Origin of the sequence: Nocardia neocaledoniensis, from assembly GCF_003182135.1 — a bacterium.
GTDB lineage: Bacteria > Actinomycetota > Actinomycetes > Mycobacteriales > Mycobacteriaceae > Nocardia > Nocardia neocaledoniensis.
The window spans coordinates 18,099-41,145 of record NZ_QGTL01000016.1 but is presented as its reverse complement, the minus strand read 5'-3'; the positions used below and the strand labels follow the sequence as shown (position 1 = coordinate 41,145).

Annotated in this window: 20 protein-coding genes and 1 riboswitch; of the genes, 11 read left to right on the top strand and 9 right to left on the bottom strand. The window is 70.2% G+C overall.

The genetic code is table 11. The annotated features are described in order from the left end of the window. Positions 1-156 precede the first annotated feature (156 nt). From DFR69_RS30335 to DFR69_RS30300, 8 genes are all read left to right on the top strand, one after another. Complete coding sequence (locus tag DFR69_RS30335; protein WP_110041111.1) at positions 157-816, top strand: TetR/AcrR family transcriptional regulator; 660 nt, start codon at positions 157-159, stop codon at positions 814-816. A gap of 2 nt (positions 817-818) precedes the next feature. Further along, positions 819-2,108, top strand: coding sequence for an acyl-CoA dehydrogenase family protein (locus DFR69_RS30330; protein ID WP_110041110.1), 1,290 nt, complete (start codon positions 819-821; stop codon positions 2,106-2,108). 87 nt (positions 2,109-2,195) lie between these two features. Further along, positions 2,196-4,349 carry a choline BCCT transporter BetT gene (gene betT, locus DFR69_RS30325; RefSeq protein ID WP_110041109.1) on the top strand — a complete coding sequence of 718 codons (2,154 nt, stop codon included), beginning with the start codon at positions 2,196-2,198 and terminating at the stop codon, positions 4,347-4,349. Positions 4,350-4,361: 12 nt separating this feature from the next. Further along, complete coding sequence (locus DFR69_RS30320) at positions 4,362-5,876, top strand: aldehyde dehydrogenase family protein (protein ID WP_110041108.1); 1,515 nt, start codon at positions 4,362-4,364, stop codon at positions 5,874-5,876. Continuing rightward, a complete protein-coding gene (locus DFR69_RS30315; protein WP_110041107.1) occupies positions 5,873-7,426 on the top strand; it encodes a GMC family oxidoreductase in 1,554 nt (517 codons plus the stop codon). Before DFR69_RS30320 ends, DFR69_RS30315 begins: the two co-directional genes overlap by 4 nt. Positions 7,427-7,696: 270 nt before the next feature. Continuing rightward, entirely contained in the window at positions 7,697-8,239 is a 543-nt protein-coding gene (locus tag DFR69_RS30310) for an HNH endonuclease (protein ID WP_167456460.1), read from the top strand. Further along, positions 8,236-8,490 (top strand): WhiB family transcriptional regulator, encoded by a 255-nt coding sequence (locus DFR69_RS30305; protein ID WP_110041105.1) that lies wholly within the window; start codon positions 8,236-8,238, stop codon positions 8,488-8,490. The genes DFR69_RS30310 and DFR69_RS30305 overlap by 4 nt, the downstream gene beginning before the upstream one ends. Positions 8,491-8,601: 111 nt before the next feature. Continuing rightward, positions 8,602-10,269 (top strand): VWA domain-containing protein, encoded by a 1,668-nt coding sequence (locus DFR69_RS30300; RefSeq protein WP_208644073.1) that lies wholly within the window; start codon positions 8,602-8,604, stop codon positions 10,267-10,269. Positions 10,270-10,359: 90 nt separating this feature from the next. On the opposite strand, the gene DFR69_RS30295 is transcribed toward DFR69_RS30300, so the two are convergent. Continuing rightward, on the bottom strand, positions 10,360-11,208 hold the full coding sequence (locus tag DFR69_RS30295) for a Vgb family protein (RefSeq protein ID WP_110041104.1): 849 nt from the start codon (positions 11,206-11,208) through the stop codon (positions 10,360-10,362). Then, on the bottom strand, positions 11,201-12,679 hold the full coding sequence (locus tag DFR69_RS30290; protein WP_308633283.1) for an ABC-F family ATP-binding cassette domain-containing protein: 1,479 nt from the start codon (positions 12,677-12,679) through the stop codon (positions 11,201-11,203). The genes DFR69_RS30295 and DFR69_RS30290 overlap by 8 nt, the downstream gene beginning before the upstream one ends. A 72-nt stretch (positions 12,680-12,751) precedes the next feature. On the opposite strand from DFR69_RS30290, the gene DFR69_RS30285 reads away from it, so the two are divergent. Beyond that, a complete protein-coding gene (locus tag DFR69_RS30285) occupies positions 12,752-13,342 on the top strand; it encodes a TetR/AcrR family transcriptional regulator (protein WP_244198536.1) in 591 nt (196 codons plus the stop codon). Between the two features lie 60 nt (positions 13,343-13,402). On the opposite strand, the gene gcvP is transcribed toward DFR69_RS30285, so the two are convergent. The 7 genes from gcvP to DFR69_RS30250 all read right to left on the bottom strand — a co-directional run bounded on the left by gcvP (position 13,403) and on the right by DFR69_RS30250 (position 20,532). Beyond that, positions 13,403-16,213: an aminomethyl-transferring glycine dehydrogenase gene (gcvP, locus tag DFR69_RS30280; RefSeq protein ID WP_208644072.1), complete on the bottom strand. Its 2,811-nt coding sequence runs from the start codon at positions 16,211-16,213 to the stop codon at positions 13,403-13,405. Between the two features lie 158 nt (positions 16,214-16,371). Further along, positions 16,372-16,471: riboswitch (glycine riboswitch) on the bottom strand. Between the two features lie 83 nt (positions 16,472-16,554). After that, positions 16,555-17,112, bottom strand: a complete 558-nt coding sequence (locus DFR69_RS30275; protein WP_110041101.1) for a MerR family transcriptional regulator — start codon at positions 17,110-17,112, stop codon at positions 16,555-16,557. A gap of 170 nt (positions 17,113-17,282) precedes the next feature. Further along, positions 17,283-17,756 carry a bifunctional nuclease family protein gene (locus tag DFR69_RS30270; protein ID WP_019046780.1) on the bottom strand — a complete coding sequence of 158 codons (474 nt, stop codon included), beginning with the start codon at positions 17,754-17,756 and terminating at the stop codon, positions 17,283-17,285. Positions 17,757-17,926: 170 nt separating this feature from the next. Continuing rightward, positions 17,927-18,721, bottom strand: a complete 795-nt coding sequence (gene ftsR / locus DFR69_RS30265; RefSeq protein ID WP_110041100.1) for a transcriptional regulator FtsR — start codon at positions 18,719-18,721, stop codon at positions 17,927-17,929. 70 nt (positions 18,722-18,791) lie between these two features. Then, positions 18,792-19,277, bottom strand: a complete 486-nt coding sequence (gene odhI, locus DFR69_RS30260) for an oxoglutarate dehydrogenase inhibitor Odhl (RefSeq protein WP_110041099.1) — start codon at positions 19,275-19,277, stop codon at positions 18,792-18,794. A gap of 178 nt (positions 19,278-19,455) precedes the next feature. After that, a complete protein-coding gene (gcvH, locus tag DFR69_RS30255; RefSeq protein WP_110041098.1) occupies positions 19,456-19,854 on the bottom strand; it encodes a glycine cleavage system protein GcvH in 399 nt (132 codons plus the stop codon). Between the two features lie 42 nt (positions 19,855-19,896). Then, positions 19,897-20,532 (bottom strand): CDP-alcohol phosphatidyltransferase family protein, encoded by a 636-nt coding sequence (locus DFR69_RS30250; protein WP_110041097.1) that lies wholly within the window; start codon positions 20,530-20,532, stop codon positions 19,897-19,899. 124 nt (positions 20,533-20,656) lie between these two features. Between DFR69_RS30250 and DFR69_RS30245 the strand changes: the two genes are divergently transcribed. Both DFR69_RS30245 and DFR69_RS30240 read left to right on the top strand, forming a co-directional pair. Beyond that, positions 20,657-22,045 carry a DUF2252 domain-containing protein gene (locus DFR69_RS30245; protein ID WP_110041096.1) on the top strand — a complete coding sequence of 463 codons (1,389 nt, stop codon included), beginning with the start codon at positions 20,657-20,659 and terminating at the stop codon, positions 22,043-22,045. Between the two features lie 100 nt (positions 22,046-22,145). Beyond that, the gene (locus DFR69_RS30240; RefSeq protein ID WP_110041095.1) at positions 22,146-23,036 is read left to right on the top strand and encodes a nuclease-related domain-containing protein; all 891 of its coding nucleotides are present in this window, start codon (positions 22,146-22,148) and stop codon (positions 23,034-23,036) included. Positions 23,037-23,047: the final 11 nt, after the last annotated feature.

Below are 23,047 nucleotides of genomic sequence, written 5' to 3'. Positions count from 1 at the left end.
CACCTCGTGTGGGTACGAACGCCCCAGGGGCTTCGACCATTCCGCCACGCCGAAGCGCCGGGTCGACGCGGTGGGCGTGGCGGCTCACCTCTTGATTGTAGGCACCGCCCAGAATAATGTACTGACCGGAACATTTACCGGCCGAGTGGAGACACCGTGACCAGCGCGCGACCCGACGAGCCCGTGGCTCCGGTGCGCCGCCGCGGCAGGCCGCGCGCCACCGAACGCGGGGCCGCCGACACCGGAGCGCGCATCCGCGCCGCCGCCCTCGACCTGTTCGCCGAGCGGGGGTTCCATGCCACCGGCGTCGCCGAGATCGGAGCCAGGGCCGATGTCCAGCGCGGCGCGCTGTACTACCACATCGGTTCCAAGGAGGAGCTGCTCTGGGAGATCCTCGGCGACTACACCCGCCTGTTGCTCGCCGACGCCGAGCGCATCGTCGACCGGGGCGCCGAACCGATCGAGACCCTGCGCCTGCTGATCCGCAGCCACGTGGAGCTGATCGTCACGCACCGGCGCGCGGTCGCGGTGCACCTGCGCGACGGCGACGCGCTCACCGGTGCACGCGCTGCCGATCTGCAGCGACTGCGCGATCGGCTGCAGCGCCGGTGGCAGGACGCGCTCGACGCCGGCTACGCGGCGGGACAGCTGCGGACCGCCGATCACGTCGTCACCAACGGCCTGCTCGGCATGCTCAATTCGCTCGGCTACTGGTACCGCGAGCGCGGCACGCGCTCCCCCGCCGAGATCGCCGACATCCTCACCGACACCGTCCTGTCCGGGCTCACCGCCACGGGCGCCGACACGAAAGGCTGACCATGGCTTGGGATTTCGAGACCGACCCGGAGTACCAGCGCAAGCTCGACTGGGTGGCGGAGTTCGTCCGCACCGAGGTCGAACCGCTGGATCTGCTCTACCCCAACCCCTACGACCGGACCGACCCGGAGATCCGGGCGCTCATGCGCCCCCTGCAGCAGCAGGTCAAGGAGCAGGGCCTGTGGGCCTGTCACCTCGGCCCCGAACTCGGCGGACCGGGATACGGGCAGCTCAAGCTCGCCCTGCTCAACGAGGTGCTCGGCACGTCGATGTGGGCGCCGCTCGTCTTCGGTTGTCAGGCACCGGATTCCGGCAACGCCGAGATCCTGGCGCACTTCGGTACGCCGGAGCAGAAGGAGAAGTATCTGCAGCCGCTGCTCGACGGCGAGATCGGCTCCTGCTACGTCATGACCGAACCGACCGGCGGCTCGGATCCGACGGCCTTCCGCACCACCGCGGTCCGCGACGGCGACGAGTGGGTGATCAACGGCGAGAAGTGGTTCAACTCGGCCGCCGAGTTCGCCACCTTCCACATCGTGATGGTGGTGACCGATCCGGACGCCGAACCGCACCTGCGGCTGTCGATGTTCATCGTGCCCGCCGACGCGCCGGGTCTGGAACTGGTCCGCAACTTCACGGTGCCCGGCTTCAGCGAACACGAGGGCCACCTGCGGTTCACCGATGTCCGGGTGCCCGCCGACCACCTGCTCGGCGCGGAGGGCGCCGGGTTCGTCGTCGCGCAGACCCGGCTCGGCGGCGGGCGGGTGCACCACGCCATGCGCACGGTCGCGTTGGTGCGCAAGGCCTTCGACATGCTGTGCGAGCGGGCGGTGTCGCGGCCGGCGCGCAAGGGTGTGCTGGGCGGTTTCCAGATGACCCAGGAACGCATCGCCGACAGCTGGATCCAGATGGAGCAGTTCCGGCTGCTGGTGCTGCGCACGGCCTGGCGCATCGACCAGGCCGCCGACTATCGGGCCGTCCGCAAGGACATCGCCGCCATCAAGGTCGCGATGCCGACCGTGATGAACGACATCGCCCGCCGCGCGCTGCACCTGCACGGCGCGCTCGGCGTGAGCACCGACCTGCCGTTCCTGGACATGACCACCTACGCCGAGGTGATGGCGATCGCCGACGGGCCCACCGAGGTCCACAAGATCACCCTGGCCAAGGAGGTACTGAAGAACTACGCGCCCGCCGACCCGGTGTACCCGAGCGGCTACCGTCCGGCACTGCGGGAACAGGCCCGCGATCTGGTCGCGCGCCGGCTCGAACACGAGGTCGGCAACCACTGAACCGGGCCGGTCAGCGGCTCAACACGCGGTCGGCGGCGCCGGTCGAGGTCCCCGACATGCTGGTGCGCACGAACTAGCCTTCCCGGCATGGGTGGTGTCAGCGAACCCGGGGACGACAGCACTGACCGAACACCTGCCGGGACCGCGCACGAGGCGGTCCCGGCGCATCCGGTCGCCGACCGGCGCTCGGTCAACCTGCCCGTGTTCCTGTTTGCCGCGGGGATCGTGCTGGCCTTTGCGCTGTGGGCATTGGCCTCGCCGTCGAGCGCGGAGACCGTGGTCGGCGAGGTGAAGACCTTCATCTCGACCTGGTTCGGCTGGTGGTACTTCGTGCTGGCCACGGCCATCCTGGGGCTGGTCGTCTTCCTCGGCGCCAGCCGCTACGGCAAGTACCGGCTCGGCCCGGAGGAATCGCGGCCGGAGTACAGCCTGTTCTCCTGGACGGCCATGCTGTTCGCGGCGGGCATCGGCATCGACCTGATGTTCTTCTCGGTCGCCGAGCCGGTCTACAACTATCTGCGCCCGCCGCTGGGCGAGCCGGGCACCGATCAGACCGCGCGCGACGCGGTGACGTGGACGATCTTCCACTACGGCGTCACCGGCTGGGCGATGTACGCGCTGATGGGCGGCGCACTGGCCTACTTCGCGTTCCGGCACAACCTGCCGCTGACCATCCGCGCGGCGCTCTACCCGATCTTCGGCAAGCGGGTGCACGGCCGGTGGGGCGACGCGATCGACGTGGCCGCGGTGCTCGGCACCATCTTCGGCATCGCCACCTCGCTGGGCATCGGCATCGTCCAGCTCAACTACGGCCTGCACCAGCTGTTCGGCATCTCGCAGGGCAAGGCCGCCCAGATCGGGCTGATCGCGCTGTCGGTCGCGATCACCACGATCTCGGCCACCACGGGGGTCGACAAGGGCATCCGGCGGTTGTCCGAGCTGAACGTGATCATGGCGATCGCGCTGCTGATCTACATCCTGGTGGCCGGCCGCACCGATTTCCTGCTCAACGGGCTCACCCAGAACGCGGGCGACTACCTGTCGACCTTCCTGGACCGGACCCTCGACACCTTCGCCTGGGAACGCAATCCGGAATCGCCGAACGCGCCCTCGACCTGGCTGGACAGCTGGACCCTGTTCTTCTGGGCGTGGTGGGTGGCGTGGGCGCCCTTCGTCGGCCTGTTCCTGGCCCGGATCTCGCGCGGACGCACGCTGCGCCAGTTCGTCTTCGGCGTGCTCGTCGTGCCGTTCAGTTTCACGCTGATGTGGATCTCGGTGTTCGGCAACAGCGCGCTCGAGGTCGCCAGGGCAGACCGCTCCTTCGCCGAGCAGACCGCGGCCAGGGCCGAACTCGGTTTCTACTCGCTGCTCGAGAAGTATCCCGGCGCCACCTTCCTGCTCGGCATCGCCACCGTCACCGGCCTGCTCTTCTACGTGACCAGCGCAGATTCCGGCTCGCTGGTGATGGGCAACTTCACCTCGAAACTGCCCGACCCGATGGCCGACTGCGCACGCAGTACCCGCATCTTCTGGTCGGCCGCCATCGGCCTGCTGACGCTGTCGATGCTGTTCGCCGGCGCCGGTGGCTCGATCACCACGCTGCAGAACGCCACCATCATCATGGGCCTGCCGTTCTCGTTCGTCCTTGCCCTGATCGGCATCGCCATGCTGCGTGCCGTGCGCAACGAGTCCTACAAGATCGACAGCTATCGCGCCTCGCTGCCCAAGGCGATCGCGGCGGGGCGTGGACCCAACGACTACAGCAGCTGGCGGCGCAGGCTCATCGCCACCGTCCACTACCCCGGGCCCACGGCGACCAGGAAATTCGTCACCAACACCGTCGTGCCCGCGATGCGCGAGGTCGCGGCGGAGTTCGACCGGATGGGCGTCGCGGCCGCCGTCGACGAATCCGAGCAGCACGAAGGTCTGCCCTCGCCGCGCCTGGTCGTGGACCAGGCGAACGAACCACGCTTCGAGTACATGGTGTGCCCGGTCTCGGCGCCCGCGCCGACCTACGCGGTGCTCGCGCAACGCGCCGGTGACCGCTACTTCCGCTGCGAGGTGTACCTGTCCGAGGGATCGCAGGGGTACTCGCTCAACGGCTACACCCGCGAGCAGACGATCGGCGACATCCTCGACCAGTACGAGCGGCACCTGGGCTACCTGCACCTACGCCGCACCGCCACCGATCACCACGAGCCCGAATCCGGCGACGTCGACACCTCCGACAGCGAACTGTGAAGGGACCAGCCCATGAGTGAGACCCTCTACATCGACGGCGCCTGGCGGCGCGCGGCGTCCGGCCGGACCCGCGACATCCGGTGTCCGGCTGACGATTCCCTCGTCGGCGTGGTGGCCGAGGCCGGCGCCGAGGACACCGTCGCCGCCATCGCCGCGGCGCGGCGGGCCTTCGACGAGGGCTCGTGGCGCCGGACCTCGGCCGCCGAACGCGGCGACCTGTTGCTGCGGGTCGCCGACGCCATCGACGATCGGCGCGCCGATTTCGTCCGGGCCGAGACCCTCGACACCGGCAAGCGGCCCTACGAGTCCGACATCGACATGTCCGACATCGCGCACTGCTTCCGCTATTTCGGCAAGCTCGCCGCCGAGGACGCGGGCCGGGTGGTCGACGCCGGGTCGCCCGATGTCGACTCCCGGATCGTCTACGAACCCGTCGGCGTCTGCGGCTTGATCACCCCGTGGAACTATCCGTTGCTGCAAGCCGCGTGGAAGATCGCACCCGCGCTCGCGGCGGGCAACACCTTCGTCCTCAAGCCGGCCGAGCTCACCCCGCACACGGCGATCCTGCTGATGACGGTCCTCGACGATCTCGGGGTGCCGCCGGGCGTGGCCAATCTCGTGCTCGGCGCCGGCGCGACGGCAGGCGCCCCGCTGTCGTCGCATCCGGACGTCGACCTGGTCTCGTTCACCGGCGGCCTGGCCACCGGTAAGGTCATCGCCCGCGAGGCCGCCGCCACCGTGAAGAAGGTGGCGCTCGAGCTGGGCGGCAAGAACCCGAACGTCGTGTTCGCCGACGCCTGCGACACCGACGAACGGCTCGCCGCCTGCGTGGACAACGCGCTCAACGCCGCGTTCCTGCATTCCGGCCAGGTGTGCTCGGCGGGCGCCCGGCTGGTGATCGAGGCCTCCGCGCACGACCGCTTCGTCGACGAGCTGGTGCGCCGTGCCGAACAGATCCGCCTCGGCCTGCCGTTCGCCGAGGGCACCGAGACAGGACCGCTGATCTCTGCGGCCCACCGCGACAAGGTGCACGCCTATGTCGAGCAGGCCCGCGCCCAGGGCGCCGTGATCCGCACCGGCGGCGCGTTCGCCACCGGCGACCAGGGTTCGGGTTCCCTCGACAACGGCTGGTTCTACCTGCCGACCGTCATCGACGAGGCCACCCGCGCCATGGCGTGCGTGCACGACGAGGCGTTCGGCCCGACCGTCACCGTCGAGACCTTCACCACCGAGGACGAGGCGGTCGCCATCGGCAACGACACCGAGTACGGCCTGGCCGGCGCCGTGTGGTCGGCCGACGCGGCGCGCGCCCGGCGCATCGCGGCGCGGCTGCGGCACGGCACGGTGTGGGTCAACGACTTCGGGCCGTATCTGCCGCAGGCCGAATGGGGCGGGTTCGGGCATTCGGGGGTGGGCAGGGAGCTGGGGCCGTCCGGGCTGCACGAGTACCGCGAGGCCAAGCACGTCTACGAGAACCTCCGGCCGGGCGTCACCGGCTGGTTCGCCGATCGAGGGGAGCAGCAGTGACCGAGTTCGACTACGTCGTCATCGGTGGCGGTTCCGCGGGCGCCGCCGTCGCGGCTCGCCTTTCGGAGGATCCTTCCGTGACGGTCTGCCTGCTCGAGGCCGGGCCCTCCGACGTCGGCGACCCGGCGATCCTGCGCCTCGATCGCTGGATGGAGCTGCTGGAATCCGGCTACGACTGGGACTATCCGATCGAGCCGCAGGAGAACGGCAACTCCTTCATGCGCCACGCCCGCGCCAAGGTGCTCGGCGGTTGCTCCTCGCACAACAGCTGCATCGCATTCTGGGCGCCGCGCGAGGACCTCGACGCCTGGGAGCACGAGCACGGCTGCACGGGGTGGGGCGCGGATTCGGTGTTTCGCCTCTACACCGCGATCGAGACCAACGACGCGCCGGGTGAACATCACGGTCGCGGCGGGCCGGTGCACATCATGACGGTGCCGCCGGAGGATCCGTGCGGCGTCGCGGTGCTCGACGCGTGCGAGGCCGTCGGCATTCCGCGCGCCGAGTTCAACTCCGGTCGCACGGTCGTCAACGGCGCCAACTTCTTTCAGATCAACCGGCAGGCCGACGGCACCAGGGCCTCGTCCTCGGTGAGCTATCTGCACCCGATCCTGGACCGGCCCAACCTCACCGTCCGCACGGGCGCGTGGGTGAAGAAGATCGTGCTCGAGAACGGGCGCGCCGCCGGGGTCGACCTCACCGACAACGCGTTCGGGCGCACCACCAGGATCGGCGCCGGACGCGAGGTGATCCTGTCCGCGGGCGCCATCGACGGCCCGAAGCTGCTCATGCTCTCGGGCATCGGCCCGGCCGATCACCTGCGCGAACACGGGATCGAGGTGCTCGTCGACTCCCCCGGCGTCGGCGCGCATCTGCAGGACCACCCGGAAGGGGTGATCGGGTTCGAGACGACCAGGCCGATGGTGCGCACCTCGACGCAGTGGTGGGAGGCGGGCATCTTCACCACCACGGTCGACGGCCTCGACCGGCCCGACCTGATGATGCACTACGGCAGCGTCCCGTTCGACATGCACACGCTGCGCCAGGGCTACTCGACCGCGGAGAACACCTTCTGTCTCACCCCGAACGTGACCCACGCCCGGTCACGGGGCACGGTCCGGCTGCGCTCGCGCGATTTCCGGGACAAGCCCCGGGTCGATCCGCGCTACTTCACCGACCCCGAGGGCCACGATCTGCGCGTCATGATCGCCGGGCTGCGCAAGGCGCGCGAGATCGCCGCCGCGGCGCCGCTGGCGGACTGGGTGGCCAGGGAGCTGTATCCGGGTCCGTCGGTGCACTCCGACGCCGAACTGGCCGACTACATCCGCCGCACCCACAACACCGTCTATCACCCGGTGGGCACGGTCCGGATGGGTTCGCCCGACGACCCGATGAGCCCGCTGGACCCGCAGCTGCGCGTCAAGGGGGTCGCGGGATTGCGGGTGGCCGACGCCTCGGTGTTCCCGGCGCACACGACGGTGAATCCGAATATCACCGTCATGCTCGTCGGTGAACGCTGCGCCGAACTCGTGGCCGCCGACCGAAAATAAATCACCCGACAATTCCGGCGCCATATGTCACCATGATTTCCACGCGGCCGATCGCACCGGGCGAGGCCGCCGGAGCAGTACGGAGAGGAGGAGACGATCGTGGAATACCCTGTGCGCCAGCATGAGTCAGGGATCGCGGCGCTGGTCGCCGATACGGCGGCCAAGCCGCGGCGCAATGCCGAGAGCGGTCGTCTCCTGATCGCGCGGCACTGACGCCCGCATTCTTTTCCCTTTCTCTGCTCATTCTTTCTGTGAAACATGGTGATCCCGATGTCGCTTCGTCATGCCGTCGTGCCGGTGGTGCCCACCGCCGAATCCTGGATACACAGCCGCGTGCTGGTGCTCAACGCCAGCTACGAGGCGCTCGACGAGATCACCGCCGACCGGGCGGTGACCCTGCTGCTCAGCGGCGCCGCCGAATCCGTGATCGACCGCGCTCCGCGATTCCCGATCCGCTCCCAGCGGCTCGAGGTCGCCCTGCCGGAGACGATCCGGCTGCTGCGCTACGTCTATCTGGGCCACCTGGCTCCGGTGGGCGAGGACAGCCGCGCGACGCTGGCCGCGGTCCTGCGCCGGGACAAGCACCGCTGCGGCTACTGCGACAGCTGGGCGCAAACCGTCGACCACATCCGCCCGCGCAGCAGGGGCGGACCGAACACGTGGGGCAACCTGATCGCCTGCTGTGGGCCCTGCAATACGAGCAAGGCCGACCGCACGCCCGAAGAGGCGGGCATGCGGCTGCTGTGGGAGCCCAAGGCCCCCGACCCGCTGGCTCGCACCCAGCGCCGGATCTGGAAGGAGTACGCACCGTGACCACCACCGAACTCGCACTGACCGAACTGCTCACCCTGTCCGATTCGGGCCGGTGGCACCGGGCCGCGTGCCGGGGCGACCCGAACCACGAGGCGTGGTTTCCGTACCCGTCGCAGGACTTCGACTACGCCCGAGAGATCTGCGCCGGGTGCCCGTTGCTCGCGGGGTGCACCGAGTACGCGGCGCGCACCGGTCAGTCCGGTGTCTGGGGCGGTCGTGAGTACGACCGCGGCCGGGTGATCCGCGAATGAGGCGGTGGGGCCGGGTGTCCGTGGTGACACCCGGCCCCGTCGTGTGACCAGGGCGATAGGCACCGGCATGCGCCGTGCGACGGCGTCGATCGATGTCCTTAAACTTGCCGCGTGGGTACTCATCGCAGCGCGGCCAGATCTCGGGGAATCAGCAAGGGTCCGGTGATCGCTGCGGCAGTACTCGTGCTGGTCCTCGTGGCCGTGTTCGCCTGGTTCCAGCTCAGCGATCGGGCCGCCAGCAGCGACGACGCCGCGGCCGCGGAATGCGTCGAGGGTCCGGCGGCGCTGGATGTCACCGTCGATCCGGCGATCTCGGGTCCGGTGCGCGCCGCGGCGGATCGGTTCAACGCGAGCAAGCCGCGGGTGCGCGACCATTGCGCGCAGGTGCGGGTCGCGGTGCACCCCTCGGCGGCGGTCGCCGCGGGCTTGGCCGACCTCGCCGCCTGGGATCCGGCGCTCGGCGCGAAGCCCGGCCTGTGGGTCGCCGATTCCAGCCGTTCGATCGAGCAGGTCCGGGTGCCCGGATTGATCGAGGGGACGCCCGCCTCCATTGCGACCAGCCCGATCGTGCTCGCGGTCCCCGACGCGCTGCGGCAAGCCCTCGAACAGCATCACGTCGCGTGGGCGGATCTGCCTCGCCTGCAACAGGGTTCGCTCGACGAGGTCGGGCTGTCGGGCTGGGGCGGGCTGCGGATGGCGTTGCCCGCCGGAGACGCCACCACGGCGGCGGCCGCTGCCGTGGGCGGCGCGGTGTCGGGCACCGACCCGCTCACCGCCGAGGCCGCGGGGTCCGGGCAGGTCGTCGCGGCGATCTCCGGGCTCGCGGCCGACGCCGAGGAACCCGCCGACCTCGCCTCGGCGATGGCGGCGGTCAGCGCCGACCCGAGCGGCGACGCGGTGCACGCCGTGGCCGCGACCGAGCAGCAGCTGCGCACCGGCGGGCTCACCGCCTTCCGGCCCGTCGGCACGGCGCCGCTGGCCGACTATCCGGCCGCGCTGCTGTCGGGTCCGTGGGTGGACAAGACGCAGAACCTGATCGCGTCGCGGTTCATCGACTTCCTGCGCGCCCCCGAGCAGGCGGGTGCGGTGGCCGCCGAGGGCTTCGGTCCAGCCATCGGCGCCGCGCCGGCGAACCCGGACAAGGCGGCGCTGGAGAAGGTGCGCTCCACGCTCGCGAATCCGGTGCTCGGCGTGAACGCCACGGTGCTGCTGGATGTGTCGTCGTCGATGGGTACCGCGGAGGGCTCCACGACCCGGCTCGCGAACGCGGGCGCCGCGGTCGCCTCGACCCTGACGGTGATGCCGCCGGACTTCGGGCTGGGCCTGTGGACGTTCGGCAAGAACCTCGCCGGCGCCGACCCGTACAAGGTGCAGGTGCCGACCGCGCTGCTCAGCGACACCCAGCGCACTGCCGTCGGCTCGGCCGTCACGAGTGTGAAGGCGTCCCAGAACAGCACCGACCAGGCCTATCCCAGCCTGCTCGCCGCCTACCGCGCCGCGGTCGCGGCCTACTCCCCCGGTCGCACCAACTCGATCCTGGTGATCACCGACGGGCCCGACGACGACTCGACCCTCACCGGTCCGGCGCTGATCGAGCAGATCACCGCGGCCACGTCGGCGAAGACCCCGGTCCGGGTCGACGTCATCGTGATCGGCGGCCAGGGCACCCAGACCCTGCAGACCGTCGCCACCCAGACCGGCGGCACCTACACCCGCCTGCCCACCAGCAACGACCTCGGCTTCGGCACCGCGGTCGTCAAGGCGCTCACGACACCCTGACCGCTGACGAGGCGACAGGGTGGAGCCCACCCGCCGGACGATCCGGGGGTCCGCCGGGGCCGACCGCCGCCCCACGTCACGATGCCACCGTCAGCGCGGTGAAACACGCACCAGCGCACCGGATTCCATCGCGACCCACAACTGGCCCACCGCGTCGACGGTGAGACCGTGCGGCTCCGCGCCCGGCAGCGAGAGGTGGTCGAACTGGCCGTCGGTGGACAGGCGGCCGAGTGCGCCGCTGCCCCATTCGGTGAACCACAGCGCACCGTCGGGACCGCTGACGATCGCGTGCGGGCGGGCGTCGCGGTCCGGCAGCGCGAATTCGGTGACGTGGCCATCAATGGTGATGCGGCCGATCGCGCCCGCGCCGATCTCGGTGAACCACAGGGCGCCATCCGGCCCGGCGGCGATGCCGACCGGCGCGGCGGCCGGCGTCGGCAGCGGGTGCACAGTCAGTTTCAGGTCCAGGTCGACGCGACCGACGGCATTGCCCTGGTTCACCGTGAACCACAGGGCGCCATCGGATCCCGCGGTGATCATCGACGGCATCCCGTCGACCGCGACACCGGTCACCGATCCGTCGGCGCCCAGTCGGCACACCCGCCCGGCTGCCAGTTCGGTGAACCACAGCGCGCCGTCGGGACCGGTGCACGCACCGTAGGGGCCGCGCGCGGGCACGCTGGTCACCGTGCCGTCGGTGGCGATGCGGCCGAGCCGGTCGCCCTGGTATTCGGTGAACCACAGCGCCTCGCCCGGTCCGGGAACGATCACCGTGGGGTGCCCGTCCGCCTGCGGCAGCGAATGAGTGCGTACGTCGCCGTCGCTGTAGCGCCCGATCGCGCCCTGCGCGACCAGGGTGAACCAGAGTGCGCCGTCCGGGCCGAGGGTCACCCCGTACGGCGCGCCGGGCACCTCGACAACTTCTGTGATCTCAGCCAAAGTCCTGAATTCCCTTCTGAATTCCGCGGAAGCGGCGGCGCAGCGCGCGATCGTGCGAGACCACGACCACCGCGCCACGGTAGTCGTGCAGCGCGCGCTCCACCTCGTCGACGAGCGTCAGCGACAGGTGGTTGGTCGGTTCGTCGAGCAGCAGGAGATCGTGTTCGCCCGCCAGCACTTTCGCCAGCGCCAACCGGCGCCGTTGCCCTTCCGACAGGGTGCCCACCGACCGGTCGAGCAGCTCGGGCGCGAACAGTCCGGTCGCGAGCAGGGCCGCGCGGCCCAGACCGTAGGTTTCGACGACCGTGCGCTCCGGATCGAAGCGTTCCTCCTGACGCAGGTAGCCCACCCGTCCTGGCGCGTCCGCGTGGAGGGCGTCGAGCAGGGTCGACTTGCCCGCGCCGTTGGGGCCGTGGATGAGCAGCCTGCCGCGGGCGCCCAGTGTCACCGGCCCGATCCGGAATTCCGGCCGTGCGCCCGTCGTAACGAAATGCCCACGGAAACACAGGGGTTCGGGCGGACGGGGCACCGGATCGGCGCGCAACCGGCGCAGCCGCTCGGCGGTCTGCCGCACCCGCGAGGCGACCGAGCTCTGCACCCGGCCCGCGTTGCGGTCGTAGGCCATCTTGTTGTTGTCACTCATCGCGCGTCCGTGCGCCACCCGCTGGGCGGTGCCGGTCGCGAACTCCTCCAGTCGCGCGATCTCCGCGCACCACTGCTCGTAGTCCTGTTCCCAGCGCACCCGGGCGGCGGCCTTCTCCGCGAGGAAACCGCTGTAGCCGCCCCCGAAGCGGGTCAGCCCGCCGTCGGCGACCTCGAGCACCGCGGTGACCACCCGGTCCAGGAAGACCCGGTCGTGCGAGACCAGGACCACGGTGCCGTGATGGGTGCGCAGGCGCTCCTCCAACCAGGTCAGCGCGTGCTCGTCGAGATGGTTCGTCGGCTCGTCCAGCAGCAGCACCTCCGGGGACGCCGCCAGCAGACAGGCCAGTCCGAGGCGGGCACGTTCGCCACCGGAAAGGCTGTCGAGCGAGCCGTCCCGCGCGATCGCGCCCAGGCCGAGGCCGTGCATGGCGGCCTCCACCCTGGCATCGGCGGTGTAGCCCTCGCGCGCCTCGAACCGGGTGAGCAGGTCGCCGTAGCGGTCCATGTCCTGGGCCTCGGCGGCGGCGTGCAGGCCGCGTTCCAGCTCACGCAACTCCGCCAGGGCGTCGTCGATCGCGTCGGCGACGGTGACGCCGGACAGGGTCTGCGCGAGATGGCCGACACCACCGTCGGCGCAGACGGTGACCGTCCCGGCGTCGGGTCGGTCGACGCCAGCCAGCAGCCGCAGCAGGGTCGATTTGCCCGACCCGTTCTCGCCGACGATCCCGATCCGCTCACCCGGCCGGATCGTCGCGGTCACGCCATCCAGCACGGGCCGGTCCGCGTAGGACTTCGACACCGCGCGCAAGGTCATCTGAGTGGCCAAGCAGTACTCCAATCGCAACTCGTGTAGCTTTAAGCTAGCAATAGTTCGCCACTAACGCAACAGGAGTTGTTTTTGGAACCGCAACGCCGTCCCGGCGGCCGCAGCGCGCGGGTGCGCGAAGCCGTGCTCGACGCGACCGTGGCCGAGCTCGCCGAACACGGATACCTCGGCCTGACGATCGATGCCGTCGCCCAGCGGGCCGGGGTCCACAAGACCACCGTCTACCGGCGCTGGCGAGGACCGGAAGGCCTGGTCGCCGACGCGCTCGAACGGGCGCTGGGTCAGGCGTGGCCGATCCCGGACACCGGCGACTTCGTCGGCGACCTGCGCGGGCTCACCGCGCTGCTGCGCGACAGCTTCGACGACCCCGAGGCCGCTCCCCTGGCCACCGCGTTCATCATCGCCGGCATGCACGATCCGCAGGCCGCGGCGGCGCTGCGCGCGTTCTACGAAGCCAGGCATCGGGACGCGGCCGTGATCGTCGAACGGGCTGTCGCCCGGGGTGAACTCGATCCCGGCGTCGATGCCGTCGAGATCATCCGGATGGCGGTGGCACCGGTGTTCCATCGGCTGTTCATCACCCATGAGCCGGTCACCGCGGCGGATGCCCGCCGGGCGGCCGACGCGGCGGCGGCGCTGGCCACCCTCCCCGTAGGCGACTAGCAGGCCGGACGCGAACGGGCCCCGCCGACACCTCGTCGGCGGGGCCCGTTCGGCGGCGGATCAGTCCTCGTACGCGTCCAGCGGCGGGCACGAGCAGACCAGGTTGCGGTCACCGAACGCGCCGTCGATGCGGCGCACCGGCGGCCACACCTTCGGCCGGGTGTGGCCGAGCCCGCGCGGGAACACCGCGACCTCCCGGCTGTACGGGTGATCCCAGTCGCCCACCAGGCTGGCCGCGGTGTGCGGGGCGCCGCGCAGCGGGTTGTCGGTCACCGGCCACACGCCGGCGGCGACCTGATCGATCTCGCCGCGGATCGCGATCATCGCGGCGATGAACTCGTCGAGTTCTTCCAGGTTCTCGCTCTCGGTGGGCTCCACCATCAGCGTGCCCGCCACCGGGAAGCTCATGGTGGGGGCGTGGAAACCGTAGTCGGCGAGGCGCTTGGCCACGTCGTCGACGGTGACGCCGGTCCGCTTGGTGATCTCGCGCAGGTCGAGGATGCACTCGTGCGCGACCATGCCGTTCTCGCCGGTGTAGAGCACCGGGAAGAAGGCGTCGAGGCGGCGGGCGATGTAGTTGGCCGAGGCGATGGCGGTCAGCGTCGCCGACCGCAGGCCCTCGGCGCCCATCATCCGGATGTAGGCCCAGGTGATCGGCAGGATCGAGGCCGAGCCGTAGGGAGCGGCCGAGACCGCGTGTGAACCGGCCTCGCGTGGGTCACCGGGCAGGTACCGCTCCAGATGGGAACGGACGGCCACCGGACCGACACCCGGGCCACCGCCGCCGTGCGGGATGCAGAAGGTCTTGTGCAGATTCAGGTGGCTGACATCGCCGCCGAAGCGGCCCGGACGGGCGAGGCCGACCAGCGCGTTCAGGTTGGCGCCGTCGACGTACACCTGACCGCCCGCGTCGTGCACCAGGGCGCACAGCTCGGCGATCTCGTGCTCGTACACGCCGTGCGTGGACGGGTAGGTGATCATGATGCAGGCCAGCCGCTCGGCGTGGTCGGCGATCTTGGCGCGCAGGTCGTCGAGGTCGACGTCGCCGTTCTCCCGGCACTTCACGACCTCGACCCGCATGCCGACCATGGCCGCCGAGGCCGCGTTGGTGCCGTGCGCGCTGGAGGGGATCAGGCAGGTGTCGCGGTGGTCGTCGCCGCGATCGAGGTGGTAGCGGCGGATCGCGAGCAGACCCGCGTACTCGCCCTGGCTGCCCGCGTTGGGCTGCAGGCTCACCGCGTCGTAGCCGGTGATCTCGGCCAGCCACTGCTCGAGGTCACCGATGAGCTGCAGGATGCCCGGCACGTCCTCGGTGGGCGCGAAGGGGTGCAGGCGCGCGAACCCGGGCCAGGTGATGGCCTCCATCTCGGCGGTCGCGTTGAGCTTCATGGTGCACGAGCCGAGCGGGATCATGCTGCGGTCGAGCGCGATGTCCTTGTCCGAGAGCGAACGCAGGTAGCGCAGCATGGCCGTCTCGGTGTGATGGCGGGTGAAGGCCGGGTGCGTGAGGTAGTCCGAGGTGCGGGTCTCGATGGTGGCGGGCTGGTTGCCCGCGCCGGACTCCGGCGCCTGCGCGGTGCCGAAGGATTCGATCACCGCGGCGACGTGGGTGTCGGTGGTCGCCTCGTCGCAGGCGATGGCGACATGGTCGGCGTCGACCAGGCGCAGGTTGATGCCCTGCGACTTCGCTTTCGCGACAACGGCTTCCGCGGTGCCGGGCACGTGGGCGAGCACCGTGTCGAAGAAGGTGTCGTGGACGAGCGCGGCGCCGAGCCCGGCCGCGACCGCCGCCGCGTGCCCGTGCACCCGGCGCGCGATGGCGCGCAGGCCGTTCGCGCCGTGGTAGCTGGCGTACATGGCGGCGACGATGGCCAGCAGCACCTGCGCGGTACAGATGTTGGAGGTCGCCTTCTCGCGGCGGATGTGCTGTTCGCGGGTCTGCAGCGCGAGGCGGTAGGCGGGCGCGCCGTCCGCGTCGACCGAGACGCCGACCAGACGGCCCGGCAGCTGCCGGGCGTACGCGGTCCGCACCGCGAGATACCCGGCGTGCGGACCGCCGAAGCCCATCGGCACACCGAACCGCTGGGTGGTGCCGAAGCACACGTCGGCGCCCTGTTCACCGGGCGGGGTGATCAGGGTCAGCGCCAGCAGGTCGGCGCCCGCGGCCACCAGCGCGCCGCGCTCGTGGGCGGCGGTGAACAGCGCGGTGTGGTCGACGATCCGGCCGGACGCGCCGGGGGTCTGCACGATGACACCGAAGAACTCGCCCTCGGGCAGCACACCGGCGGACAGGTCGGCCTCGACGAGCTCGATGCCAAGCGGCTCGGCCCTGGTGCCGATAACGGTCTTGGTCTGCGGGAACAGGTCGGTGTCGAGGACCAGCCGGTTCGACTTGGACTTGCCGGCGCGGCGCAGCAGCGTCATCGCCTCGGCGGCGGCGGTCGCCTCGTCGAGCATGGAGGCGTTGGCGACGTCCATGCCGGTCAGGTCCGACACCATGGTCTGGAAGTTGAGCAGCGCCTCGAGCCTGCCCTGGCTGATCTCGGGCTGATACGGCGTGTAGGCGGTGTACCAGGCCGGGTTCTCGAGCAGATTGCGCACCAGCACCGGCGGGGTGAGGGTGTCGTAGTAGCCGAGGCCGATCATCGAGGTGGCGACGGTGTTGGCGTGCGCCAGCGCGGCCAGTTCGGCGAGCACCTCGTGCTCGGTGCCGGGCGCGGGCAGCGCGCCGAGACCGGACTCGTCGAGGATCGTGGCGGGCAGTGCCGTGGTCGCCAGCGCGTCGAGGGAGTCGACGCCGACGGTCTCGAGGATCCGGGCGAGCTCGCCGGAATCGGGTCCGATGTGGCGGTCGGCGAACGAACGGGTCACGGCTGCTCCAAGGTCGGGCGGGTCGACCACGCGGTCGACGGGTTCCAGCCCTCCCCCTCTGTCGTGGCGCCTGAGAGATTCGGTGACCCGACCGCAGGCGGCCGTGCCCCTTTCCCCGTGGGCGGGCAGCCGGATGCCACCGCTTTCCAGAGGCGTCGAATCACCGTGCGGTCCCTGTTGCCTGAGAGATTGACGGGGAGGTGCTGCTCCTTCGGCGCCCGGACTCGGCTGAACCCAGGACTCTCCCGCACGGCGGCGACGCACCATCGAGTCTAGAGGCAGCAAACCCCCGGCCGCGCCACCAGGGGCGCGCCGGGGGTGTAGCGCTCGTCACGTCCGGACTAGCCGGTCTTGCGGTTCTCCCGCGCCTTGCGCCGGTAGGACAGTTCGTCCTCCGGGCGGTCGGTGATGGCCGTGGCCCGCTCGGCCGGGAAGTCGGCGATCGCTCCGGTCAGTTCCCGCATGGCGCCGCTGACCGCGATGCCGAAGACGCCCTGCCCGCCCTGCAGTAAATCGACGACTTCCTCGGGCGAGGTGCACTCGTAGACCGAGGTGCCGTCGGAGAACAGTGTGATCCCGGCCAGGTCAGGGACGCCCCGGCTGCGCAGATGATCGACCGCGATCCGGATGTTCTGTAAAGAGATGCCCGCGTCCAGCAGCCGCTTCACGATCTTGAGGACGAGGATGTCCTTGAACGAGTACAGCCGCTGACTCCCCGACCCCGCGGCGCCCCGGATGGACGGCACGACCAGCCCGGTCCGGGCCCAGTAGTCGAGTTGGCGGTAGGTGATGCCGGCGACCTGACACGCGCTCGGCACCCGGTAGCCCACCAGATCGTCCGGAACCGAGTCGTCCGGGAACAAGCCAGGCTGCACCACATCCTGCGATTGCTCTTCCACTGACCACTCCTTGCTCTGCCGACGTTCTCGAAGTACCGGAGTCACGACGGATGTTGCCCGACTTTCGAGATTACTCCTGCCATTGTCGGACGCGCAGGGTTGTCGCACCAAGCACCGCACGCGGCGATTCCCTCGACCTCTACTTCAGGTCTAGAAGATCGTGATGTGACTCAGCTGTCGGTGGCCTTGAAGTCGTCGGGCGAGACCGACTCCAGGAACTCCTTGAACTTCTCCACCTCGTCCTCGCGCTCGTCGGGCATCACGAGCCCGGCCTCGGCGAGCACCGGCTCCTCGGCGAAGATCGGGCAGCCGACCCGCAGCGCGATGGCCACCGAGTCCGACGGCCTGGCCGAGACCCGCAGGTCGCCGTCGAAGACGAGATCGGCGTAGAAGGTGCCCTCCTGCAGATCCACGATCCGCACTTCCTTGAGGGTGTGCCCCAGTTCGGTGATCAGGATCTTGATCAGATCGTGGGTGAGCGGACGGATCGGCGTGACGCCCTCCTGCTCGAGCACGATCGCCGTGGCCTCGGCCTGTCCGATCCAGATCGGCAGGTACCGCTCGCCCGCCGCCTCCCGCAGCAACAGCACGGGCTGGTTCTGTGGTTGCTCGACACGGATGCCGATGACGCGCATCTCACTCACGCCTGCACCTCGCTCATCCTGTCCTCCCAATACTCGCCACCGACGGGCACGACCGCTTGCCCCGCTCGCCGTACCCACGAGTCTAGGCGAATTCCCGGCCGCGCAACGAGGACGATCGAGCCGAAATCCGCGTGTTGCTCCGGTGATACCGGATCCGGCGCCCGGGTGTGTCAGTTGCCGAGCGCGGCCCGCACGGCCGCCTTCACCAGTGCCGCGTGCAGGTTCAGCGACAGCGCCGCCAGCTCGCGGACGGTCTCCTCGGCCCTGGCCCGCGCGTCGGCGTCGCGGCTCTTGGCGATCGGCGCGGCGATCTGGGCGACGAGGGCCGCCTCACGGTCGGCGGCCAGCTTGAACGCGCGCAGATGCCGGGCCTCCAGCCCGAATTCGGCCATCGATTTGGCCGCGTTGGCCAGCGTCACCGCGTCGGATTCGAAGAAGCCGCCCGCGCCGGGCACGATGAGGCCCGCGCGCACGAGGTCGTCGAGGAACCGGTCGTCGATGCCCGCCTTCTCGAGGAGATCGGCGCGTGTGAGCCGCACCGCGACCTCCACCCGGAGTTCCTCGGGCGTGATCTCGCCGGGCACCACCCCGAGCCGGCGCGGCGGCGCCGGTTCGGCCGCGGCGTCGCCGTTGTCGGAGCGCGCGGAGCCGGGTACCGACGACCCGGCCTCCGCGGCGCCGTGGCGCGAATGCGCACGGGCGCGCGCCTCACGCACGCCCAGCGTCGCCGCGCCGCTGTCGATCGCTTCCAACTGCTCCTTGATCACCTTCAGCGGCAGGTACTGATCGCGTTGCGCAGTCAGCACGAAACGCAGCCGTTCGTAGTCGGCCACCGAGAAGCGGCGATACCCCGACGGCGTGCGTTCCGGCCGGATCAGGCCCTCGGACTCGAGGAACCGGATCTTGGAGATGGTGATGTCAGGAAAATCTGGGCGCAACAGGTCGAGCACGGAGCCGATCGACATTCCTCCGCGCGCCCACTGCGCCGCCCCAGTCACAGCACTGCGCCCTTCGCGGACTCCAGCACCGTAGGGGTCATCGCGACCCCGCGCCCGACGCCGATTCGTTCGCCTGCGCGCGCGGACCGGTCAGGAAGACCAGCCGGAACTTGCCGATCTGGACCTCGTCGCCGTTCTGCAGCTCCGAGGAGTCCACCGGCTCCCGGTTGACGTAGGTGCCGTTGAGGCTGCCCACATCGACGACCTGGAACGAGTCGTCGTCCTGACGGAACTCCGCGTGCCGACGGCTGACGGTGACGTCATCGAGGAAGATGTCACTGTCAGGGTGGCGGCCGGCCGAGGTGGTCGGCTGATCCAGCAGAAAACGCGAGCCCGCGTTCGGGCCGCGCTTGACCACCAGGAGGGCCGCGCCGACCGGCAGGCCCTCGACGCCCTGAACCGGCTGTTCGCCGGTCGGCTCTCCGGAGCGCGACGCGTCGACCTCGTTGAGGAAGTCCGCGCGGAAGACCGACGTCGTCTCGGCCGCGGTCTCCCCGTAACCCGGGTCCCTGTTCTCGCTCACCGTTTCTCTCCTCCTCGAACCTGATTATCCATGCAAGCAGGTGCTGTATTCCGGCGACACGACCGGCGCGATCCCATCGCCAGGAAAAGATCCCGGCGTCGATTCCCCGACGTATCCGCTTGGCTTTGACCGTACCCTGCCGGGGCGTGCCCGTGCAGGGAGAACTGTGAAGGCTGCTTCAGCCCCCGATAACTCCTTGATAACCCGCCGCATCCAGCAGTTCGGCGAGGGCGGAATCCAGCGCCGCCGCATCGTCGAAGGCGAGCTCGAACAGCCAGCCCTCATCGTAGGGATCGGAGTTGAGCGTCTCCGGCGCGGACACCAGATCCTCGTTCACCGCAACGACTTTGCCGCCCAGCGGGGCGTAGATGTCGGACACGCTCTTGGTCGACTCGACCTCGGCGATGCTCTCGCCCGCCGTGACCTCCTTGTCGACGTCGGGCAGTTGGACGAACACGACGTCACCCAGTTGTGACTGGGCGTAGTCGGTGATGCCGACACGAACCGCCGTGGGGCCGGTCCGCCGCACCCATTCGTGCTCCTCGGTGTAGCGCAGATCCTCAGGGGTCCGGGTCACAGGACGTCCTTTCGTCGTGAACGTTGCACGCAACAGTATCGACTAGCTCCCACGGTGCGGCACAGGCGGTATCGATCGCGCGACGGCGACCGCCAGCCCCGCGTAGAGCACCCCGGTCCACACGTACAGCGCGGTGCCCCAGATCAGCAGTGCCCAGCCGAAGGCCCAGCCGAAACCCGCCCCCGCCCAGTCCATCTCCCCGGTGAGCAGCCAGGGCAGCGCGGACATGAGCGCGAAGGTGGCGGCTTTGCCGAGGTAGATCACCTCCGGTGCGGGCAGCTCGCGCCGCTTGTACACCGACAGGGTGAGGGTGAGCACCAGGTCGCGGCCGATCAGGATCACCGCGATCCACCACGGGATGAGCCCACGTGCGACGAACGCCACGAGCGTCGTCACGAGGTATAGCCGGTCGACGAGGGGGTCGAGCAGCGCCCCCAGGCGCGAGGACTGGTCGAGCAGCCGGGCGAGTTTCCCGTCGAGGAAGTCGGTGAAGCCGCTGGCGATCAGCAAGGCGAACGCCCAGCCGTCGGCCCGCTCGACCAGCATCAACCAGAGGAAAACGGGGATACCGATCAGCCGGAGCAGGCTCAGCACGTTGGGCACGGTCAGGATGCGGTCGCTGAACACGCCACCCGGTGTGGTGTCGTTGGTGTCCGGCGTTCCCGATTCGGTTGCCACGCCCCTGCATACCGCACCGACCCCCACCCGCGCCATCCGCACACGCCGAAATCCGGCAGGCGCGCGCCTGCGCCGGGCGATTCGCGGTGCCGATTCCCCCGGCTGACCGCTAACCTGGGCGGTTGTGTCCGACAGTGGTATAGATCTGCGCTCCTACGTCTCCGCCGAGGACGCACGCGAACGCGGGCGCGCGGCCCGTGCCAGGGTGCCGGTGCGCACGCGCGACCGGGCCGCCGAGAGCCCGCGGCGGCCGACGGTGCTCGAGTTCGTCCAGGCCAGCAACGCGGGCCGGATCGACCGGCTGATCCCGCTGCGGATCGGCCGCATGGCCGCCTCGCCGTTCACCTTCTTCCGCGGCGCCGCCGGACTCATGGCCGCCGACCTCGCCGCGGGCCCCGACAGCGGCCTGCCCGCCCAGATCTGTGGTGACGCCCACGCCGCGAACTTCGGCCTCTACGGCACCCAGCGCGGCGAGATCGTCATGGACATCAACGATTTCGACGAGACGATTCTCGGACCGTGGGAATGGGACCTCGAGCGCCTCGCGGCCAGCCTCGTGCTGGCGGGCCGCGAGAGCGGCGCCGACGCCGACGACTGCCTGCGCGCCGCCCGCGACGCCGCCAAGTCCTACCGGCGCACCGCCGCCGACCTCGCCGAGATGCCGTTCCTGCAGTCGTGGACCGCGATGCACGACGAGTCGATCCTCACCGAGGCCAAGGCCGAGGACCTGCTCGACGACTTCAAGAAGGCCGCGAAGAAGGCGCGCAAGAACACCAGCGCCAAGGTCGTGGCGAAGTGGACCGAGCAGCTCGACGACCACGAGACCGACATCAGCAAGCATCGCTTCGTCAGCGATCCGCCGATCCTGACCGCCGTCGACGAGCGGGTGGCCGAGGCGGTGATCGACGGGCTGGAACGGTACGCGGGCACCATCCGCGAGTCGCGCCGCAATCTGCTGGCCCGGTTCGCGGTCTCGGACGTGGCTTTCCGCATCGTCGGGACCGGCAGCGTGGGCCTGCACAGCTATGTCGCGCTGCTGCACGGCAACGACGGCGAGTCGCTGGTCCTGCAGGTCAAGCAGGCCAATCCGTCCTCGCTGGCCCCCTTCCTCCCGCCGGCCGCGCCCCGGCACGAGGGCGAGCGGATCGTGGTCGGGGCGCGCAGCGTGCAATCGGAGACCGACATCCTGCTCGGCTGGTCGACGCTGCACCTGGACCGGCAGATCCCGGTGATCGTGCGCCAGTTCCGCAATCTCAAGGGCAGCATCGACCCGGCGGGGCTGTCGGCCGACGATCTGGACGACTACGGGCGGCTCGCCGGCGCGCTGCTGGCGCGGGCGCACGCGCGCTCGCTCGACCCGCGCACCCTGGCCGGCTATCTCGACGACGACGGCGAGGAGTTCGACGACGCGATCGCCGCCTTCGCGGTGCGCTACGCCGACCGGACCGAGGCCGACCACGCCGAGCTGGTCGCCGCGGTCGACGCGGGCCGGATCGAGGCCGAGCCGAGCTGAACGCCACGCCGGTCCTGACCGGCATCGGCCGGTCATCGAGCTACGATGTACGCCAACGGTTCTCGGCCCGCGGCGCCAACGACCCAGAAGGGCGGTCCCCATGCTCGTGCGCGTGCAGAACGCGGCAGGCACCGATGCCGAGCTCGCACTGATCGACTGGCTGCGCACCTGGAAGGATCCGGCCAGCCCGCACGGTGTCGCCACCATCAACTGCAGCCTGTTCCACGACGACCGGCTGCACCATTTCGACGCGGTGGTGTGGACGCCGACCAGCTGCGTGGTGATCGAGGCGGAGACCTTCACCGTCGCGCAGGACGGCGTGCTGGAGATCCCACTCAACGGCCCGTGGATGGTCTCCGGCGAGCCGGCCCAGTTCGCGGGCGGGGAGAAGTCGACCCCGCTGGAACGGTCACGGGAACACACCTTCGCGCTGCAGGACTATCTGGCCGCGCGCGGGCTCGGGCAGCGCGCGGTGCACGGTCTCGGCGTCATCGTGCCGCAGCCGGGCGCCCAGATCGATGTGCACCAGGGCTGGAGCGACCCGAGCTTCGACGTGATCGTCACCGACGATCCGCACCGGCTCGAGCGGTACTTCGAGGTGCTGGCCGAGAAGGAACACAATCGCTGGACCGCCAACGACATCGCCATCGCGTTCCGCGGCCTGGGCATCCTGCCGTATCTGCCCGCCCCGCAGGATCTGCTCAACGAGGGTTTCCTCGGGCCGATCGATGTCACCCTCTGGCACGGCGGCCCCACCCAGGCGCAAGCCGAGCAGTACGCCGAGGAACAGGCCGAGCTCGAACGGCAGCTGCAGTCGCGCGGTCTGGTCGCGCCCTGGTACAGCCCGTGGAAGCTCTATCCGCGCGTCGGCGGCGATCTCGACTTCGGTCGCGCGTTCCTGCGGATCACCCTCGCCATCGGCATGATCGTGGCGATCGTGTGGGTGCTGTGGTTCATGGTCACCGCGGTACTCACCTACGGCCCGGCCTGAGCGGTTCCGCT

Coding starts and splice junctions, on each gene's coding strand:
- ftsR (WP_110041100.1), bottom strand. CDS start 18,721: ATGTCGATCGGCTCCGTGCTCGACCTGTTGCGCCCAGATTTTCCTGAC.
- DFR69_RS30310 (WP_167456460.1), top strand. CDS start 7,697: ATGTCGCTTCGTCATGCCGTCGTGCCGGTGGTGCCCACCGCCGAATCC.
- DFR69_RS30320 (WP_110041108.1), top strand. CDS start 4,362: ATGAGTGAGACCCTCTACATCGACGGCGCCTGGCGGCGCGCGGCGTCC.
- DFR69_RS30240 (WP_110041095.1), top strand. CDS start 22,146: ATGCTCGTGCGCGTGCAGAACGCGGCAGGCACCGATGCCGAGCTCGCA.
- DFR69_RS30330 (WP_110041110.1), top strand. CDS start 819: ATGGCTTGGGATTTCGAGACCGACCCGGAGTACCAGCGCAAGCTCGAC.
- betT (WP_110041109.1), top strand. CDS start 2,196: ATGGGTGGTGTCAGCGAACCCGGGGACGACAGCACTGACCGAACACCT.